Origin of the sequence: Paenibacillus sp. D9, from assembly GCF_001188365.1 — a bacterium.
GTDB classification, from domain to species: domain Bacteria; phylum Bacillota; class Bacilli; order Paenibacillales; family Paenibacillaceae; genus Paenibacillus_O; species Paenibacillus_O humicus.
On the sequence record NZ_JZEJ01000001.1, the window covers coordinates 2,301,612 to 2,318,402 of the forward strand.

Genomic DNA, 16,791 nt, shown 5'->3' on the forward strand with positions numbered 1-16,791 from the left:
CTGAAGGGGGGAGGCGCCTGCCGCTCCCGTCATCGGCTGGTAGATAAGCGTCAGCATCCGCTGGTCGAGCGGACTTAGCGAGAAGCTCCGGTACACACAGAACCGGTGATGTTCGGTGAATTGCAGCCGGCTGTCTATGCGCATCGTTTCTTCCCCCCCTTCTTTCTTCGTCCTACTAGTGTATCATAGAATCGAGCCTATCCGACACCATTCGGGAAGCCGGTCCAGCCTTCTTGCCCGACCATTTTATGGCGCCGCCCTCATCGGCCGGCCCCATGCGGAGCCGAGCCGGGATCTCCTTGGGCGGGAGAGAAAAAAAAGACATGGCAGCGCCCGCAGCCTATGGAACGAGCAGGCCGCGAAAGCGCCGCATGTCGGCCGCTTTCCTTTTTGAAACTCCGGCAAAAGCCTAGAACATCTTGAAGCCGCCGATGCGGAGCTTGCGGATGGCATACCCGCTTACATAGGCTCCGACAAGGGCGCCGATGACCGGCATCCAATCGATGAACGTGAACTCTCCTATATTATCGGCCACCGAGACGCTGTGGTCCCAGGTGGACCATATGTAGATCGGCACCAGTACGATCAGGAACAGATAAATCGGAAACCAGGTCGTCTTCATGAGCATGTTCAGGATGAATCCGATTCCAAACATCATCACAAAAAAGAGCACCGTCGCAATTATAATTTGAAGCATGCCGCCTATCATCCTTCCGTTCTCGCATACCAAACGCGGTTCCTTCTAAGTTTATGCCAAGCCTGCCCGCAAGTCAATTTGCAGCTTCCCGCTCCGGTTGCTCTGCTTGAGGCGATTCGATACAATGGGAGACATGGCAGGAGGGGTGCAGGCATGCCCTTCTTATGGAAGGAGAAACAACGGAAATGAGTGACGCAGCACAAACGCTGGAGGGCTGGTACGTTCTCCATGATTTCCGCACGATCGACTGGCAGGCCTGGAAAGCGGCCGGCGCCGGAGACCGCGCTTCCGCGCTGGACTCCATCCAATCCATGCTGGCCGGGTGGACGCGCGACGAGCAGGACCGCAAGGGCAGCACGGCGTTCTATTCCGTCGTCGGCCAGAAAGCCGACTTCGTCATCATGCATCTTCGCGAGACGCTTGAGGAGCTCAGCGAACTGGAGACGAGCTTCAACAAGAGTCCGCTCGGCGACTATACGAAGCCCGCTTACTCCTATGTCAGCATCGTGGAGCTCAGCAACTACATGAGCAAGCCGGGCGAGGATCCGATGCAGAACCCGGACATCGTGGCCCGCCTCAAGCCGACGCTTCCGAAAGCCCGCCACATCTGCTTCTATCCGATGAACAAGCGCCGCGACGGCGGCGACAACTGGTATATGCTCGGCATGGACGAGCGGCGCGCGATGATGCGCAGCCACGGCATGATCGGCCGCCAGTACGCCGGCAAGGTCAAGCAGATCATCAGCGGCTCCGTCGGCTTCGACAACTGGGAATGGGGCGTGACGCTGTTCGCGGAGGATGCCCTCCAGTTCAAGAAGCTCGTCTACGAGATGCGGTTCGACGAGGTGAGCGCTCGCTACGGCGACTTCGGCGAGTTTTTCATCGGCAATCTGCTCGACGGCGCCAAGCTGGAGCAGCTGCTGTCCGTTTGATGCCCTGACCGGGATATCCCGGTCGAGGCAGGCTCTGCGCAGCCGGCGCATGGCAGCAGAAGTAAAGCCGCAGGCGGAAGGGTTTTCCCCTTTCAGCCTGCGGCTTTTTCGCTTCAATCCTCGTCTTCGTCATCCTCGAGACCGGCCTCGGCGGCCAGCCTCTTGGCATTCAGATATTCCTCGGTGTCCCGGTCGCGCTGCCGGCCCTTCTCCTTGAGCCGCTCGATGCCCGGCTCGATGAGCCTGTCCACTTCCTTCTGGACGGTATAGGCCAAGTCGTGGCGGTTCTGGGACTCCAGATAGGAGCCCACTTCCATCAGCGCGTTGTACCGGTCAAGCTCGTCTCTCGTCAGCAGGCCGCGCACCTGCACGCTGCAGTGGCGCATTAGAAGAACTTCCCTTTGCGCAGGACGAGCGGGATTCCCCCGATGATGAACAGGTAGCGCAGGTCGATCATCTTCTTCAGCCAGGCGGCCTTGCGGCCCTGGTATTTCTTGCCGAAGGCGACGCCGATGCCCTCGCCTTTGCCGAGCGAGGCGACCGTGCCCTTGTTGCTGAAGGCGAATGTCTTCAGCGGCTGGCTGCGGATCGCCGCGACCAGGTTGTGGGCGCAGGTGACGCCCTGCTGCATGGCGATCTGGGCGGTCGGCGGATACGGACGGCCCTCTTCGTTGAACATCAGGGAATTGTCCCCGATGATGTAGATGTTCTCCTGGTTCGGAGCCCGCAGGTAGTCGTCGACCTTGACGCGGCCGCGCATCGTCTCGAAGCCGGCCTCGTCGATCAGCCGGTTGCCGCGGATGCCCCCGGTCCAGATGACGGTCTTGGAGCGGATCTCCTCGCCGTCGCCGACGATGACGCCGTCGGGCGAGCATTCCTTGATCGCGGTCCCGATGCGGAAGATGACGCCTTTCTTGGCCAGCACGTCCATGCCGTACTTCACCAGCTCCGGATCGAAGCCCGGCAGCGCGGACGGCGCCGCCTCGATGTTGTAGAGCTTCACGAGCGAGCGGTCCACGTCGAACGCGCGGCATAGCTGCGGGATGCGGTCGGCCAGCTCGCCGACGAACTCGATGCCGGTGAAGCCCGCTCCCCCGACGACGAACGTCAGGTAATCGGTGCGATGCGGCTCCCGCTTGTACCTCGCGAACTGGTACTCGATATGCTCGCGGATGAGGCGGACCGAGTTGATGCTGCGGATGTTCATCGCATGCTCGGCGAGGCCCGGGATGCCGAACGTTTCCGGCTCTCCGCCGAGGCCGATGACCAGATAGTCGTAGGACAGCGTTCCGTCCTCCAGAATGACCTTCTTGTCCTGCGTCCGGATCTGCACGACCGTGGACTTCACGAAGTCGATCTTGAATTCATCGATCAGCTTGGAAATATTGACGCGGGCATTCTCGGGATTGTCCGTTCCCGCTGCCGGCATATGCAAATGGGTCGTAATATAATGGTAGTCGTGCTTGTTGACAAGCGTGACGTCCGCTTCGTTGTAGTTCAGCTGCTTCTGGAGCTTCAGCGCGGTCAGAATGCCTCCGTAGCCTGCTCCCAGTATGACGATCTTCGGTATATTGCTCATATGGCGTTCCCTTCCAATCCATCTCTTGACATCCTGCTATCTAATGATCCAAATATACTCCTGCCATGATATCAAAATAAGGATTGGCACATCAAGGTCATTTCCTACGAAAATAATTAGAAGAACGTACAATTGCGCCGTTTCCCTTGGACGCCCGGGCAGGCGTATAATGATCCTGTAGCCCATGTTCTGGAGGTGCGGAAATGACAGGATTGGAATCCAATGCGGAACCGGTCGACATCGCCATTATCGGCGGCGGGCCGGCAGGCATGTTCGCCGCCTTTTACGGCGGCATGCGCCAGGCATCCGTCAAGATCATTGAAAGCATGCCGCAGTTGGGCGGCCAGCTCGCCGCCCTGTATCCCGAGAAGCACATCTACGATGTCGCCGGCTTTCCCAAGGTTACCGCCCAGGAGCTCGTCGATTCGCTGCGGCGGCAGCTGGATCATTTCGCGCCGGAAGTGTGCCTGGAGGAGAAGGTAACCTCTCTCGTCAAGCACGGGGAGCGGCTGTTCGAGATTCGTACCGACAAAGCTGTCCACTGGGCCCGCGCCGTCATCGTCACGGCAGGCGTCGGCGCCTTCGAGCCCCGCCGGCTCGAGCTGCCGGAGGCGGCGCTGTACGAGAAGAAGAACCTGCATTACTTCGTCAGCGATCTGCATCAGTTCAAGGGCCAAAAGGTGCTGATCAGCGGCGGCGGCGATTCCGCCGTCGACTGGGCGCTCATGCTCGAGCCGATCGCCGAAAGCGTCACCCTGATCCATAGAAGGGATAAATTCCGCGCTCATGAGCACAGCGTAGCCAAGCTGCAGGAATCCACCGTCCGGGTGCTTGTCCCGACCGAGATCGCCAAGCTGGAGGGCGAGGTCTACATTGAGCGGGTCACTCTGCGCCATGTGAAGACCGGCGAGGAGACCGTGCTGGATACGGATACGGTCATCGTCAACTTCGGCTTCGTATCGTCTCTCGGCCCGATCGCCGAGTGGGGCCTCGATATCGAGGGAGGCAGCATCGTCGTCGACACCCGGATGGAGACGAGCGTGCCCGGTATCTTCGCTGCCGGCGACATCACGACTTATCCGGGCAAGCTGAAGCTGATCGCGGTCGGTTTCGGCGAAGCGCCGACGGCCGTCAACAACGCCAAAGTCTATATCGATCCTTCCGCCAAGCTCTCGCCTGGACATAGCAGCAATCTCAAGCTGTAGGCCATAACGGAAGAAGATCCTCGAATCAGACCCGTTAGAACCGAAAAAATAAGGGTATCCTACCTCGACATGCGCCATGCTTCCGATTGAGCGGCAGCAAACGATGTCTTGGGAGGGTACCCTATTTTATGTGTCCCGTATGCAATGGAATCCGGCTTCTCTATGCGGCATGCCCGCACTGCGCAGGACCGGCCGAAGACTGCGGTCCCGCGGCGGATTATGCAGGCCCGTATTCGCCGTACTCGCCAGTACAGACCGACGATCTGTCCGGCGGATTGGAACAGGCTTGTTATCATATGGTGTATTGTCCCGCCTGCTCCAGCAGCTGCGGAGTCAGCGTCCGCATTGAGCTGTGATCGTCCATCCCTGATTTCCATCCGGATGGCCGTGGAACAACAAGCGCGGCCAAGAAGTCATCAAGCGCCTAAAAGTATGGATTCGGGACTCAGTTGTCTGCGCTTCAGCTCACCCTTCAAAAGCTTGATGAAATCGTAATCCAGATTGAACTGGACCGCGCTGAAGTAAGTCTCGATCAGCAGCTCATCAGACAACAACTCCATATTTCAGCCTCCTTTCGAATTGAATTTCTATTTCTTCCCAATCTTAGCATGGGCTGTTTTCAAGGAACAAGCGTTCCGTTATCCACATGGAACGGTGTACAAGATGTGCACAAATTGTGGGTATTTGGAAAATCTTGAGGAAACTCTTCATGCTTACTGTGGACAGAGTTATACACAACCGGAGGGGAGGGAAATTCAATAAAAAAGTTTGATGAATACTTTATTTCCGATAAAGATTTTGCAGGCTCCAGCAAGGTTGAGCGGGAGATGGGGAGGGTAATGATAATGCTCGGCTGCATGCCTATTTAGGACGGGTGTTGACCTCGAAAATCCATATCTTCCCGCTTTTGTCGAGGCCGTAATCAAAGCCGAGCTGGCCGATGCCGGGAAAGCGGGCTTCCAGCGCCGACGCTGAAATTCGGGTCAGGCTGCGCATTTCCTGCTTTTTGCTCCTCACCAGCTTCGAGGACAGCGAGCGGCTTATTCCTTGGGCCGCCGTCAGCTGGCTGCCGCCCCGGCACAGATTCGTGACGAACAATCCCGGCCTGGCGACGCGCCCGACCATCGAGCGGAATTCCCAGCGGCTTCCGTTTTTCACGTATTTGACCCGATAGTCGATCGGCCTTCCTCCAACTGTCGCCAGTTGGATGCCTTTCTGGATCATGTAGGCGCGCCCCTTCTGCAGCGGCTTCAGAGCCCTGTGGAGGGATGGGACCGACGAGGCCGAGCGGGTCCTCGAGCTGTGCGTATAGCTGTATCCGCTTCCGCTGCGCTCGATCTTGATGACTCCGATTCCCCCGGTCCCGCGAACCGGCTTGATGACGACCATCCCGTGCTGCTCCAGCATGCTCTTCAGATTGGCTTCCGTGTAAGGCCGGGTCGGGGGAATATGGGGAGCGATGGACGGATGGGAGAGAAGCGCGGCGGTTTTGGCCATCTTGCTCGAGAGCATGCGTCCGCCGCCCTTCCCCGCATGAAGCGGCAGCGACAGCGCCTTCTGCACATAGGCCAGCTCATCCTCGGCATTCGCCGTCTCGGGGACTGCCTCTCCTTGAACGGGAGCGTCCTGGGCAGCCGCAACGGCAGCCGCAGGCGCTTCATCCGCCGGGAAGGCCGAATCTGCTGCGAATTCTTCCATTTGGATCGGTTCTCCTTTCCTCTTTCTCTTCTATTCTATGCTTTCAGGCGTTCGTTCTCTTGGATGATTGTCCGAGGCTTATGGCCTCTATTGCCCGCTGCAGCCTTCCAGGCAGACGCCGGGGAAGGATGAGAGCCTGAGACAGCCTCGACCTGGACTTAAGTCCGGGATCTGATTTCCCTCCGGCAGGAGGACAGCAGGCCGCAGCCTTGGTATAGTGGAAAAAAACGGCCATCAACCGCGTTCTGCAGGTGGCCTACAGCCGAAAGGGTGGAATCATGACTCGCCAAGCAAAAGCCGTCCTCGGAGCGGCGCTCATCCTCCTCGGGGTCTATATGATGCTGCAGCAAGGCCGCAGCGTCGGTCCCGGATTCATCTTCGGCCATTTCTGGCCAAGCCTGTTCGTGATCCCGCTCGGCATCTTCTTCCATTGGATGTACTTCTCCTTGCTCGGACGCCGCGCTCCTGGACTTCTCATTCCCGGCGGGATTTTGCTGGCGGCCGGCCTCGTCTGCCAGTTCGCCATGCTGCTGGACAACTGGGGCTCGATCTGGCCCGGCTTCATCCTGGCCGTTCCGTTCGGCCTGTGGGAATTCTATTGGTTCGGAAACCGGAACCGCTGGCTGCTTATCCCGATCAATATCCTGCTCGTGATCGGCCTGCTGTTCAGCGCCGTCTTCTCGATCAGCGCGCTGCTCAGCGGCTTCGCCTCCGTATTCCCGTTCCTTGCTTTGCTGTTCATTATCGGCGGCTCGTTCCTGCTGCTCTCGCGAAGCCGCGCTTGAGAAAAGCCGAATCCAAAAAAAGCGGACCTCCGGAACTTTTTCCGGGGGTCCGCTCTTTTTGACGAGTTTATGGCTCCATTGCCCCTCGCACGATTCCTGCTGCCCGTACGGGATCACTCGCCCTTCTATTGATTCTTGCGAAGGCGTGCAAGGCCTATCAGCCCTTCCCTTCCCGATCAATAGACTATCGGGTTCAGCTTGCAGGCAGCTTCAGAATGCTTCTCGTGTATGCCGTGCAGGAGATCAGGAAATACACGCCCTGGAGCAGAATGTAGATGCCCATGATGATCAGGCCGTACATCCAGACCGGCGTTCCGATCAGCGTCCCCAAGGCGAACATTGCGAATACGCTGTGGACGATGCCGAGCAGGCAGGGCGCAAGGTACAGGATGCCGACTTGAGCCGCTACCGTGCGGCGCAGCTCGCCGGCGGTGAGGCCGATTTTGCGCAGCGCCTGGAACTGGCTCTGATCCTCCTGCAGCTCGGTGAACTGCTTGAAGTAAAGCAGGCTGCCAGCAGCGACGAAGAACAGGACGCTGATGAAGAGGCCGACGAAAATGGTCAGGCCGATCGACTGCTTCATGTCGCGGTAGCTCTCGACCCTGTAGCTCTGGACAAAGCTCTTCTGCTCTTTGGCGAGCGCCTTTTCGAAAGTTTGGACGGCAGGCAGCGCACGCTCCCAATCGCTAAGCTCGAAGCCGTACGCACGCAGGCGCTCCGCCGATGGAGCCCCGTCCTTCCATGCTTGCAGCGTGGAATCGGGAACGACCAGCAGATAGGTCGCGTCATTTACGGGGCTGAAGACGCTGCCGTACACGAGCTTCTGCAGCTTCAGCTCGAAGCTCGCTCCGCCAGCCTGGCCCGAGACGGTTTCGTTCGGCTTCGTTTTGCTTCCCTTCATTTCCTTATAAGGAAAGCTGATGACGGCCTCGCCCTCGGCAGGATTGACCGCATCGAGCCCGGCCCGCTTGGCCAGCAGGTTGTAGTCGGAAGCCGACACCGCCATCGCCTTGCGGGAATCTTCGGGCTTCCAGCCCGCCGCCGCCGAAGTTAGCCCCTTCGCCACGACGCCCTGGAGCTCCGCCTGCTCGGCGATGCGGCCTCCTCCGTCTTCGAGCAGCTTGCGGGCCTGCGCCGGGTCCATGACCGGATGGCCGTCGCCGCGCTCCACATATCCGACCGTGAACGGAGTATGCTCCAGGATCTGATCGCGCTGCAGCTTCTGGAACACATACACCGTGCTGGCCGCGCTCATGACGACCGCGCTCAGAATCGTGACGACGAACAGCACCCGAGCGTTGTCCTTGATCCGGTAAGACATCTGGGAGATGACGAGCATGTTCGTGCGCTTGTAGAAAATGCCCTTGCTCCGCTTGAGCCGATTCAGCACGGCCACGCTCAGCTGCGTGTAAAGGAAATACGTTCCGAGCGTCGTCAGTCCGATGACCGGAAGCGCGAAAATCAGAAAGTTCATCGGCGTCATCCAGCAGGCCAGCCCATAACCCGCCACGAGGGATGCCGCAGCGAGAATGGACAGCCAGGGCGATGCGGCAGGCGCTTTTTTGGGACGCCTCGCACCGCCGAGCAGCTCGACGATCTGCTGCCTGCCTACGGTCATCGCCGTAATGAGGGCGATCGCGAGGAACAGCAGCAGGAAGCCTCCGCCGGTGAGCAGCACCGCCTGGCCGGGAATGGCGAAGCGGATCGGCACATCGCTCTGCAGCAGCACCTCCAGCGCCATCAGGAACAGCTTGCTGAGCAGGATGCCCAGACCGAGTCCCGCCCCGATGGAGAGCACCGCGATGGCCATGCTTTCGTAGACGACCATCTTGCGGAGCTGGCCTCGTGTCGTGCCGAACAGCGACAGCAGGCCGAACTCCTTCTTCCTCGTCTTGAGGAAGGCCGAGCTGGAGTACAGGACGAAGAAGAACGAGAAGATGACGATCAGATATTCGCAGAATTTCATCATCGGCTTGACCTCGTTGGCATGGACGATATGGCCGCTGGCCACATCGGGATGCATGAGGAAGGAGGCGTACAAATAGAAAATCATGACGGAGAACACGCTGCTGAGGAAAAAAGCGGCGTAGGAGCGCCAGCTGCCCCGGATGTTGTTAAGCGCGAGCGAACGGAACGTCATCGAAATTCCCTCCCAACACGCTGAGCGAGTCCAGAATCTGCTGGAAGAACGCCTGCCGGTTGTCCCCGCGGCGGATCTCCGAGAAGAAGCGGCCGTCCTTGATGAAAATGATCCGCTGGCAGTAGCTGGCGCTGAACGGGTCATGCGTCACCATGAGCACGGTCGCGCCGAGCCGTTCATTGAGGTCCTTCAGCGACTCCATGACGTCCTTGGCCGACTTGGAATCGAGATTGCCCGTCAGCTCGTCGGCCAGCAGCAGCGACGGCTGGTGGATGATGGCGCGCGCGATGGCGGCGCGCTGCTTCTGGCCGCCCGATACTTCGTAAGGGCGCTTCGCCAATATCGGAGCGATGCCGAGCAGAGCCGCCACCGGCTCCAGCGCCGCTTCGATCTTGGACGGGGATGCGCCGTCGAGCACGAGCGGCAGCGCGATGTTCTCCTTCAGGCTGAGCGTGTCGAGCAGGTTGAAATCCTGGAACACGAATCCGAGCTCGCGGCGCCGGAACAGCGCCAGCTTGCGTTCGGACAGGCCGGCCGGATTGATGCCGCGCACCTGGATCGTGCCGGATGTCGGCTTGTCGATCGTCGACAGCAGATTGAGCAGGGTCGTCTTGCCGCTGCCCGACGGGCCCATGATGCCGACGAATTCTCCGGCGCCGACGTTGAGATCGATGCTTTCCAGCGCTTTATAGCTGACCTCGCCTTTGGTGCTGTAGATTTTGCCCAGCGAGTTGACTTCCAGAATGTTCATGTCGTTTGGATCCTCCCGATTCTATCTTGTTTCTCTGTCTGGCTTGGTTCCAAGTATAGCCGGGAGGCCGCGGCCGGCCCATTGATTCAGCTTACAGCCCGCCTTACAACATTGTCACCTGACTTGGAGATCCTTATGGATGGCTTTCCCGTGGAAAGACAGTGTCGCGGTCGTCCCCTCTCCCGCCGCGGATTCCAGCTCCAGGCCGACGCCCATGCGCGAGGCGACCTCCCGGGCCAGATAGAGGCCCATGCCCGTCGACTCCTCCGTCTTGCGTCCGTTCTCTCCGGTGAAGAACGGATCGAACACTCGGGGAATATCCTGCGCCGGAATGCCGATGCCTTCATCCCGGACGGAGATGCTTGTCCCTCCGCCGGTCTGGCTGACGATCGCGATGGCCAGCTGTTTGCTGCCGGGCTTGGGACGAGAATATTTCACGGCATTGGCCACCAGCTGCCCAAGCAGGAAATGAAGCCATTTCTCATCGGTCTCTACCCAGCCCTCCCCCGTTATGCGGGGATAGACGCCGGCGGCGATGATGAGCCTCTTGTGCGCGTTGACCGCCGTGCGGGCGGCCTCGTGAAGAGAGACGCGCCTTGGATGGAAGTCCATCGCGAACTCGTCCAGGCGGGCGGTGTGCATCATCTGCTCGAGGCCGCGGGCCAGCTTGTCCGTTTCCTCCCGGAGGCTGGCCGAGGCATCCTGAAGCTCCTGGCCGACAAGGCCCGGCTTGCTGGCCGCGTTCTGCGCGATCAGATCGATGACGGATACCGGCGTCTTCATATGGTGCACCCATTGGAACACGAAATGCCGGTGCAGCTCCCGCTCGCGGTTATGCTGCTCGAGCCGGTCCTGGCTCTGATGGCCGAGCACCGAAATCAGCTCGGCCGTTTTTTTCTGTTCGGCCGTTACCGGCGACAGCAGCGGCTTCCAGCCGGCCGGCTGCCCGGTCATGCGGAGCAGCTGCTTCAGGTAAGCCCTCTGGCGCAAGTAGCCGAGCATCAATCCGGCAACCGTCATGCAGAGCGACAAGAGCAGGAAATAGCCCAGAACCGCCCAATCGACGCCGGCGGAAGACATCACCCTTTCCAGGTACCAGATCGCCGCTCCGGTCAGAAGGGAGGAAGCCACGACGGAAAGGCTGAACAGCTGCCCGCGCAAATAAAGCAGCAGAGCCGAGTGCCGCTTCATGCCCGGCTCTCCGGCGCCGAAGAACGGCCGCCCCCTTCTTCGGCCAGTTGAGCTTCATTCAGCCTGTAGCCCTGGCCGCGCACCGTTTCCAGCACGCCTCTTAGCCCGATCTCCTCCAGCTTGCGCCGGAGCCGGGTCACATTGACCGTGAGCGTATTGTCATCGACAAAGCTCGTATCGTCCCACAGGCTTTCAAGCAGGTTGTCCCGGGAAACGATCCGGCCCCCCGACTCAAGCAGGCTTTGCGCGAGCAGCCGCTCGTTTTTGGTCAGCTCGACGGAGCCTCCCCGCCATTCCAGCAGGCTGCGGCTCGCATCCAGGCGGAGAGCTCCCATGGCGACGGCTTGATCGGCAGCGTGGGATGCAGAACCCGCAGTGGACGCGTACTCACCGTAAGCGCGGCGCAGCGCGCTTTTGATTTTGGCCATGAGCAGATCCAGATGGATCGGCTTCGTAATATAGTCGTCCCCGCCGTTTTCAATCGCCATCACCTGATCCATCTCGCCCGATCGAGCGGAGATGAATAGGACGGGAGCTTTGGAATGCTGGCGGAACTGGCGGCACCAGTAGAAGCCGTCGAAATACGGCAGATTGATGTCCATCAGCACCAGATGAGGCGCATGCTCGCGGAAATCCTCGTTCAGCTCCTTGAACCTGGCCGCCCGCTGCGGCTGGAAGCCGTAGCGCTCCAGCGCCCCCGCCAGCTGCTCGGCGATCTTGTCATCGTCCTCGACGATCGTGATTCGGTACATAGAATTCCCCTCCATATAAGGAAAGTTTACCACAAAGGGGAAAAACCATGAGCCGGGCTTAGGTCGGGAGAAAAAGGCGCTCCTATTCCTTGGCGCTCCTATTCTTTTGCGATTGACCCTTGCCCGCTTGTGATTTAAGATCATTTTGCATCCGAATCGTGTTCAGGCCTTCTCCCGCTCAAGTTTTTGAGAGCGCTTTTATATTCATATTCTTGCCGATAAAAGGAGGCCATCCATGAATTACGACGTCATCGTGGTCGGAGCCGGGCTCGCTGGACTCGCGGCCATATCCGAGCTGGCCGCAGCCGGCAAGAAAGTGCTGCTTGTCGATCAAGAGCCGGAAGCGTCGCTGGGGGGTCAAGCCTGGTGGTCGTTCGGAGGGCTGTTTCTGGTCGACTCGCCGGAGCAGCGCAGGATGGGCATCAAGGACTCCCGCGAGCTCGCCTGGCAGGACTGGCTCGGATCCGCCGGCTTCGACCGCGCGGAGGATGAAGACCGGTGGGGCCGCCGATGGGCGGAAGCCTACGTCGACTTCGCCGCCGGAGAGAAGCGGGCATGGCTGCGCTCCCTCGGCATCTCCTTCTTTCCCGTTGTCGGCTGGGCCGAGCGCGGCGGTTATCTGGCTGAAGGCCACGGCAACTCCGTGCCGAGGTTCCATATCGTCTGGGGCACCGGACCTGGCATCGTGAAGCCGTTCGAGGCCCGCGTCCGGGCTGCAATAGACTCGGGGCTCGTCGACTATCGTCCCCGCCACCGGGTCGACGGCTTCATCACGCAAGGCGCCTCCATCGCCGGGGTGCATGGCGTCGTGCTCGAGCCCAGCCGTGCAGGACGCGGCGAAGCAAGCTCGCGGGAGCCGGTCGGCGAGTTCGAATTCCATGCCTCAGCCGTGCTCGTGGCCAGCGGAGGCATTGGAGCAAACCACGAGCTGGTCCGGCAAAACTGGCCGGAGCGGCTCGGACGGCCGCCCGCGACGATGCTGTCCGGCGTCCCGGCCCATGTCGACGGACGGATGCTCGGCATCGCGGAGCAAGCCGGCGGCCGCATCGTCAACCGGGACCGGATGTGGCATTATACCGAGGGCATCCGCAACTGGAGCCCTGTCTGGGACCGCCATGGCATCCGGATTCTGCCCGGCCCTTCCTCGATATGGCTGGATGCCGAAGGCAGGCGTTTTCCCGCTCCGAACTTTCCCGGCTTCGATACGCTGGGCACGCTGAAGGCCATCCAGGATACAGGTTATGATTACTCCTGGTTCATTCTCACCCGTAAGGTCATCGGCAAGGAATTCGCCCTCTCCGGCTCGGAGCAGAATCCGGACCTGACGGGCAAGAGCATCCGTGGCGTCCTGGGACGGGCCTTCTCTTCCGTACCAGGTCCGGTCCAGGCGTTCCTGGACCGCGGCGAGGACTTCGTCACGGCCGGCAGCGCAGCCGAGCTGGCTGCAGGCATGAACCGGATCGCCGGCAGCTCCCTTATCCAAGCGGCCGAGCTGGAGCGGCAGCTGCTGACCAGAGACCGCGAAATGGACAACAAATTCTCCAAAGACCTGCAGATCGTAGCTCTCCGCGGAGCGAGAAGCTATCTCGGCGACAAGCTCATCCGCACCGCGGCTCCCCATAAATTCCTCGACCCGGCCCATGGTCCTCTCATCGCCGTCCGGCTGCGGATCGTCAGCCGCAAGACGCTGGGAGGCCTCCAGACGGATCTTTCCGGGCGGGTGCTCGGCACCGAGGGAGCTCCCGTTCCCGGCCTGTACGCAGCGGGCGAAGCGGCCGGCTTCGGAGGCGGCGGCGTGCACGGCTACCGCGCGCTGGAGGGCACCTTCCTCGGCGGCTGCCTGTTCACCGGACGTCAGGCGGGGCGGGCGCTCTCCGAGCAGCTCCATTAACAGAGCCGCAGCTCCAGATCAAGCTGGCGCACGGATTTCAGCTGACAGTGCTCTGGCTTGGCATTTCCCGTTATCCTCTTGAATATAAAAATGCCCCGGCGATCGAAGTCGACGCCGGGGCTTCCCATTCGTCCTCCTGAAAGCAGAAAGCCCCGGCTGTCGAGTCCGACACCGGGCTTCCCTATGCTTCCGGACAACCTGCAAATCCGCCCAGGCTGCTGTGCTCTTGCACGCAGACGGCCTCGAGCCGGATGCCTCAGCCTCATTCATTGAACGTCAATTGAACGTCCGCTCTTAGCCGCGGCTGACGAAGAAAGGCAGCTGCTCGATGCCTGCCAGACGCAAGTAGACGAACAGCTGGCCTTTATGGTGGATCTCGTGGTCCTTCGCGTTCTGAAGCAGGACATGACCCGGCATCGCATTTCCAAAGAAATCGATCTGCCGCTCCAATTGCTCCCCGCCGATCGAGCGAAGCAGCTCCTCCGCCCGCTCGGTCGTGGAAGCGACAAAAGCCCGGAGCTCATCGGCCGTATGGACCGAAGCCGGCTTGCCTCCCGGCATGTAGGCGCCGTTTGCAACCGTCGCGGCAAACATGACCATCGAGCCGGCGATGTGGACGACGAGCTCGGACAATGACATGGCCTTCTCCCAAGGCTTCATGCCCAGCTGCTCATCTGTTACCTGTTCCAGCATTTGAGGCAAAACGTTGCGGTGGCTGCGCCACTCGGCGATAAATCCATTGATGTCAGTCATCTCATGGTTCTCCTTTGGTGGATGGGATGGGCCGATAGGTATAACGGCATCCCTCATTATATCGGACAGCAGGGGGCATTTCATCTTGGAGCCAGACAGAGCGGCACCGGCTCTGCATCTTGACATCCTGCAAGGGAACAATTAAACTGAAGATAAATGACTGACATTCATTCATATGCGAAAAGGATCGTGCTTCCCATGGATAAACGACAGCTGATTATCAATGCCGCCATTGCGGTCTTGCAGGAGAAGGGCATGGAAAAAACCAAAATCTCCGACATCGTGAAAGAGGCGGGAATCGCCCAAGGCACCTTCTATCTGTATTTCCCTTCAAAGCTGTCCGTCATGCCGGCGATCGCGGAAGTCATGGTCCAGAACATTCTCGTCCGGCTGCATGCGATCGATGACGGCGGCAGCGCCAGAGAGCAGCTGGACGGCATGGTCGAAGCGATCTTCGAGGTCACCGAGCAGCATCGGGATTTGTCCGCGCTGATCTACTCCGGCATCACCCAGACGGAGCATGTCCGGGAATGGGAAGCGATCTACGACCCGATTTACAAGTGGATCAACGGAAGGCTGGTCCAGTTCCAGGAACGCGGCGAAATACGCCCGTCCATCGCGACCGCTTACGCAGCCAAGCTGGTGCTCGGGCTTATCGAAACCGCCGCCGAGCAGAATTATTTGTACGCCGCTTCGGACAGCGCAGTCGTGGAGGAGCATGTCGCGGAGCTTAAAGCGTTTCTTGTCGCCGGGCTTGGATTGAAATGACGGCTGTCCGTCTTTTTACAGCTAATTATGACTGACGTTCATTCATAAGGTGATTTTATTCATTAGCAGGACTTCATTTCATAGGACGATTCATTCGTTTTAACCTTTTTTCGTTTAACCGTTTCATTCCTATATGATTTCCTTCATCTCGAAAGGTGTGTCTCTCATGCATGCGCAACAAAAGAACAAACCCGCCAAACCGCAATTAGGCTGGCTGTTCGTCGGACTGACCTGCCTTATGGAATGGATCTGGGTGTATGGCTTCCATACCGCGAATCTCCCTTGGCACTTCGTCCTGATCGCCGTTCTCATCGTCATCGACTTCTACTTCCTTTATCGGGCCTGCCAGTCCATCCCTACCGGCACCGTCTACGCCCTGTTCGCGGCAGCGGGAACCATCGGCACCGCGCTGATGGACGCCACCCTGTTCGGGGGCACCTTCAGCATCGCCAAAAGCCTGTTCATGATTCTGCTGCTGATCGGGATCGTCATGCTGAAGCTGGCGGACGGCAAAAGCGCCGATTCCTCGCCTAACAGCTGAAATAAACCGGCAAGCAGCCAATGGCCGGTTCAACCAATTTAGAAAGACAACATGGAGGTTATCATCATGGGTTGGATCTTTGTTTTCTCCGCAGCGGTCTGCGAAGTGACCGGAGTCGTAGGACTCAGCCGCTTCTCCAGGCGCAAAAGCTGGCTGAACGCCCTGCTGTTCGCCGGCGGCTTCGCGGCGTCGTTCATCCTGCTTTACGCTTCGTTCCAATATCTCCAGCTTAGCATTGCCTACACGGTATGGATCGGTCTCGGAACCTCTCTTGCCGTCGTGACGAACATGATCTTTTTCGGCGAATCGAAAAGCAGGATGCGGATGCTCAGCCTGCTGCTGATCGTAATCGGCGTGAGCGGACTGAAGGCCGTATCTTGAAACCGATTGAAAAAACCGGGAACGAGAGGACTCGTTCCGGGGGCTCCAATTGTTCTCGAGACCGTGCTGGTCTGATTACTTACCATCAAGGTTGAACATCCTATTTTTATTCGACTTCGGAGTTGCGGGACTCAAAGCTTGAATGCGATTTTATGAAGCTTTCGAGATTTTAAAAGCGAACTCCCATGTTGCAGTATTTCCGGAATAGCGGCCACGATTCTCGACGACGGTCACTTTCATTGTTTTCGTCACGGTGCCCTTGATAGCGGACAACTTGATTGTTGAGCTTCCTTTTCCGATGTCAGGAATCTTGTCCTGTTCCTCGACGTCCACTTCCAGCTTGATGGTTTCGCTGCCCTTTACTGTCAGCGTGACCGAATGGCCCTCCTCAATCTCCTTGCTGCCAGCCCGTGCTTCATACCGCCACTCGTTGCCGACATGATTGTTCTCGACCAGCTTCGCGCTTACGAAGGTGACTTTGACGCTTGTGGCTTTGGGGGCCGCCAATAGCGGTTGGGCGGTAAAAGCAACCAGGAGCAGCAGAGCAAGCAGAGCATTTATTCCTTTTCTCTTCAAGCGCATCTTCCTTTCCCTTTTGCCTAAAGAGTATACAGCATATATATGAATGATATAAATATATCCATTAATGGATTCTTGGAAAGAACAATAAAATATGTACGCCGGAGGATTTCCTTTTTCGGAATCTAACTTGCAGCTATAAGCTCAT

18 protein-coding genes are annotated in these 16,791 nt (G+C 59.0%); 7 read left to right on the forward strand and 11 right to left on the reverse strand.

What is annotated here, in order from left to right:
• Positions 1 to 409: 409 nt before the first annotated feature.
• A complete protein-coding gene (locus tag VE23_RS10520) occupies positions 410 to 697 on the reverse strand; it encodes a YuiB family protein (RefSeq protein WP_083436575.1) in 288 nt (95 codons plus the stop codon).
• Positions 698 to 882: 185 nt separating this feature from the next.
• Between VE23_RS10520 and hemQ the strand changes: the two genes are divergently transcribed.
• Complete coding sequence (hemQ, locus tag VE23_RS10525; protein ID WP_049869691.1) at positions 883 to 1,629, forward strand: hydrogen peroxide-dependent heme synthase; 747 nt, start codon at positions 883 to 885, stop codon at positions 1,627 to 1,629.
• A gap of 113 nt (positions 1,630 to 1,742) precedes the next feature.
• Here the strand turns inward: hemQ and VE23_RS10530 are convergent, their stop codons facing one another.
• The gene (locus VE23_RS10530; protein WP_021880086.1) at positions 1,743 to 2,015 is read right to left on the reverse strand and encodes a hypothetical protein; all 273 of its coding nucleotides are present in this window, start codon (positions 2,013 to 2,015) and stop codon (positions 1,743 to 1,745) included.
• Positions 2,015 to 3,208 carry an NAD(P)/FAD-dependent oxidoreductase gene (locus VE23_RS10535; RefSeq protein WP_048748684.1) on the reverse strand — a complete coding sequence of 398 codons (1,194 nt, stop codon included), beginning with the start codon at positions 3,206 to 3,208 and terminating at the stop codon, positions 2,015 to 2,017. The genes VE23_RS10530 and VE23_RS10535 overlap by 1 nt, the downstream gene beginning before the upstream one ends.
• Before the next feature lie 203 nt (positions 3,209 to 3,411).
• Between VE23_RS10535 and VE23_RS10540 the strand changes: the two genes are divergently transcribed.
• Positions 3,412 to 4,413 (forward strand): NAD(P)/FAD-dependent oxidoreductase, encoded by a 1,002-nt coding sequence (locus VE23_RS10540; protein WP_021880088.1) that lies wholly within the window; start codon positions 3,412 to 3,414, stop codon positions 4,411 to 4,413.
• A 416-nt stretch (positions 4,414 to 4,829) separates the two neighbouring features.
• Here VE23_RS10540 and VE23_RS10545 read toward each other — a convergent pair whose 3' ends face one another.
• Both VE23_RS10545 and VE23_RS10550 read right to left on the reverse strand, forming a co-directional pair.
• Positions 4,830 to 4,973: a sporulation histidine kinase inhibitor Sda gene (locus VE23_RS10545; protein WP_021880090.1), complete on the reverse strand. Its 144-nt coding sequence runs from the start codon at positions 4,971 to 4,973 to the stop codon at positions 4,830 to 4,832.
• 301 nt (positions 4,974 to 5,274) lie between these two features.
• Positions 5,275 to 5,925, reverse strand: coding sequence for a YheC/YheD family protein (locus tag VE23_RS10550; protein ID WP_048748686.1), 651 nt, complete (start codon positions 5,923 to 5,925; stop codon positions 5,275 to 5,277).
• 464 nt (positions 5,926 to 6,389) lie between these two features.
• On the opposite strand from VE23_RS10550, the gene VE23_RS10555 reads away from it, so the two are divergent.
• The gene (locus tag VE23_RS10555) at positions 6,390 to 6,896 is read left to right on the forward strand and encodes a hypothetical protein (protein WP_048748687.1); all 507 of its coding nucleotides are present in this window, start codon (positions 6,390 to 6,392) and stop codon (positions 6,894 to 6,896) included.
• A gap of 193 nt (positions 6,897 to 7,089) precedes the next feature.
• On the opposite strand, the gene VE23_RS10560 is transcribed toward VE23_RS10555, so the two are convergent.
• From VE23_RS10560 to VE23_RS10575, 4 genes are all read right to left on the reverse strand, one after another.
• Positions 7,090 to 9,036: an ABC transporter permease gene (locus tag VE23_RS10560; protein ID WP_048747644.1), complete on the reverse strand. Its 1,947-nt coding sequence runs from the start codon at positions 9,034 to 9,036 to the stop codon at positions 7,090 to 7,092.
• Positions 9,011 to 9,787: an ABC transporter ATP-binding protein gene (locus tag VE23_RS10565; protein ID WP_021880094.1), complete on the reverse strand. Its 777-nt coding sequence runs from the start codon at positions 9,785 to 9,787 to the stop codon at positions 9,011 to 9,013. Before VE23_RS10565 ends, VE23_RS10560 begins: the two co-directional genes overlap by 26 nt.
• 114 nt (positions 9,788 to 9,901) lie before the next feature.
• The gene (locus VE23_RS10570; protein WP_049867945.1) at positions 9,902 to 10,978 is read right to left on the reverse strand and encodes a sensor histidine kinase; all 1,077 of its coding nucleotides are present in this window, start codon (positions 10,976 to 10,978) and stop codon (positions 9,902 to 9,904) included.
• The gene (locus VE23_RS10575; RefSeq protein WP_048747645.1) at positions 10,975 to 11,730 is read right to left on the reverse strand and encodes a response regulator transcription factor; all 756 of its coding nucleotides are present in this window, start codon (positions 11,728 to 11,730) and stop codon (positions 10,975 to 10,977) included. Before VE23_RS10575 ends, VE23_RS10570 begins: the two co-directional genes overlap by 4 nt.
• A gap of 235 nt (positions 11,731 to 11,965) precedes the next feature.
• Between VE23_RS10575 and VE23_RS10580 the strand changes: the two genes are divergently transcribed.
• Positions 11,966 to 13,621 (forward strand): FAD-binding dehydrogenase, encoded by a 1,656-nt coding sequence (locus VE23_RS10580; protein WP_049867946.1) that lies wholly within the window; start codon positions 11,966 to 11,968, stop codon positions 13,619 to 13,621.
• A 294-nt stretch (positions 13,622 to 13,915) separates the two neighbouring features.
• On the opposite strand, the gene VE23_RS10585 is transcribed toward VE23_RS10580, so the two are convergent.
• On the reverse strand, positions 13,916 to 14,374 hold the full coding sequence (locus tag VE23_RS10585) for a DinB family protein (RefSeq protein WP_049867947.1): 459 nt from the start codon (positions 14,372 to 14,374) through the stop codon (positions 13,916 to 13,918).
• Positions 14,375 to 14,572: 198 nt separating this feature from the next.
• Between VE23_RS10585 and VE23_RS10590 the strand changes: the two genes are divergently transcribed.
• The 3 genes from VE23_RS10590 to VE23_RS10600 all read left to right on the forward strand — a co-directional run bounded on the left by VE23_RS10590 (position 14,573) and on the right by VE23_RS10600 (position 16,064).
• Positions 14,573 to 15,142, forward strand: a complete 570-nt coding sequence (locus tag VE23_RS10590) for a TetR family transcriptional regulator (RefSeq protein ID WP_049867948.1) — start codon at positions 14,573 to 14,575, stop codon at positions 15,140 to 15,142.
• Between the two features lie 166 nt (positions 15,143 to 15,308).
• Positions 15,309 to 15,683 (forward strand): DMT family transporter, encoded by a 375-nt coding sequence (locus VE23_RS10595; protein WP_049867949.1) that lies wholly within the window; start codon positions 15,309 to 15,311, stop codon positions 15,681 to 15,683.
• A gap of 66 nt (positions 15,684 to 15,749) precedes the next feature.
• Complete coding sequence (locus VE23_RS10600) at positions 15,750 to 16,064, forward strand: DMT family transporter (protein WP_048747654.1); 315 nt, start codon at positions 15,750 to 15,752, stop codon at positions 16,062 to 16,064.
• A 150-nt stretch (positions 16,065 to 16,214) separates the two neighbouring features.
• Here the strand turns inward: VE23_RS10600 and VE23_RS10605 are convergent, their stop codons facing one another.
• Positions 16,215 to 16,646 carry a hypothetical protein gene (locus VE23_RS10605; RefSeq protein WP_049867950.1) on the reverse strand — a complete coding sequence of 144 codons (432 nt, stop codon included), beginning with the start codon at positions 16,644 to 16,646 and terminating at the stop codon, positions 16,215 to 16,217.
• Between the last annotated feature and the right edge of the window lie 145 nt (positions 16,647 to 16,791).

Excerpts from the sequence above, each read along its gene's own strand:
- VE23_RS10555 (WP_048748687.1), top strand. The coding sequence starts at position 6,390 with ATGACTCGCCAAGCAAAAGCCGTCCTCGGAGCGGCGCTCATCCTCCTC.
- VE23_RS10575 (WP_048747645.1), bottom strand. The coding sequence starts at position 11,730 with ATGTACCGAATCACGATCGTCGAGGACGATGACAAGATCGCCGAGCAG.
- VE23_RS10605 (WP_049867950.1), bottom strand. The coding sequence starts at position 16,646 with ATGCGCTTGAAGAGAAAAGGAATAAATGCTCTGCTTGCTCTGCTGCTC.
- VE23_RS10590 (WP_049867948.1), top strand. The coding sequence starts at position 14,573 with ATGGATAAACGACAGCTGATTATCAATGCCGCCATTGCGGTCTTGCAG.
- VE23_RS10600 (WP_048747654.1), top strand. The coding sequence starts at position 15,750 with ATGGGTTGGATCTTTGTTTTCTCCGCAGCGGTCTGCGAAGTGACCGGA.
- hemQ (WP_049869691.1), top strand. The coding sequence starts at position 883 with ATGAGTGACGCAGCACAAACGCTGGAGGGCTGGTACGTTCTCCATGAT.
- VE23_RS10580 (WP_049867946.1), top strand. The coding sequence starts at position 11,966 with ATGAATTACGACGTCATCGTGGTCGGAGCCGGGCTCGCTGGACTCGCG.
- VE23_RS10540 (WP_021880088.1), top strand. The coding sequence starts at position 3,412 with ATGACAGGATTGGAATCCAATGCGGAACCGGTCGACATCGCCATTATC.
- VE23_RS10560 (WP_048747644.1), bottom strand. The coding sequence starts at position 9,036 with ATGACGTTCCGTTCGCTCGCGCTTAACAACATCCGGGGCAGCTGGCGC.
- VE23_RS10545 (WP_021880090.1), bottom strand. The coding sequence starts at position 4,973 with ATGGAGTTGTTGTCTGATGAGCTGCTGATCGAGACTTACTTCAGCGCG.
- VE23_RS10520 (WP_083436575.1), bottom strand. The coding sequence starts at position 697 with ATGCTTCAAATTATAATTGCGACGGTGCTCTTTTTTGTGATGATGTTT.
- VE23_RS10585 (WP_049867947.1), bottom strand. The coding sequence starts at position 14,374 with ATGACTGACATCAATGGATTTATCGCCGAGTGGCGCAGCCACCGCAAC.
- VE23_RS10535 (WP_048748684.1), bottom strand. The coding sequence starts at position 3,208 with ATGAGCAATATACCGAAGATCGTCATACTGGGAGCAGGCTACGGAGGC.
- VE23_RS10565 (WP_021880094.1), bottom strand. The coding sequence starts at position 9,787 with ATGAACATTCTGGAAGTCAACTCGCTGGGCAAAATCTACAGCACCAAA.
- VE23_RS10570 (WP_049867945.1), bottom strand. The coding sequence starts at position 10,978 with ATGAAGCGGCACTCGGCTCTGCTGCTTTATTTGCGCGGGCAGCTGTTC.
- VE23_RS10595 (WP_049867949.1), top strand. The coding sequence starts at position 15,309 with ATGCATGCGCAACAAAAGAACAAACCCGCCAAACCGCAATTAGGCTGG.
- VE23_RS10550 (WP_048748686.1), bottom strand. The coding sequence starts at position 5,925 with ATGCTCTCGAGCAAGATGGCCAAAACCGCCGCGCTTCTCTCCCATCCG.
- VE23_RS10530 (WP_021880086.1), bottom strand. The coding sequence starts at position 2,015 with ATGCGCCACTGCAGCGTGCAGGTGCGCGGCCTGCTGACGAGAGACGAG.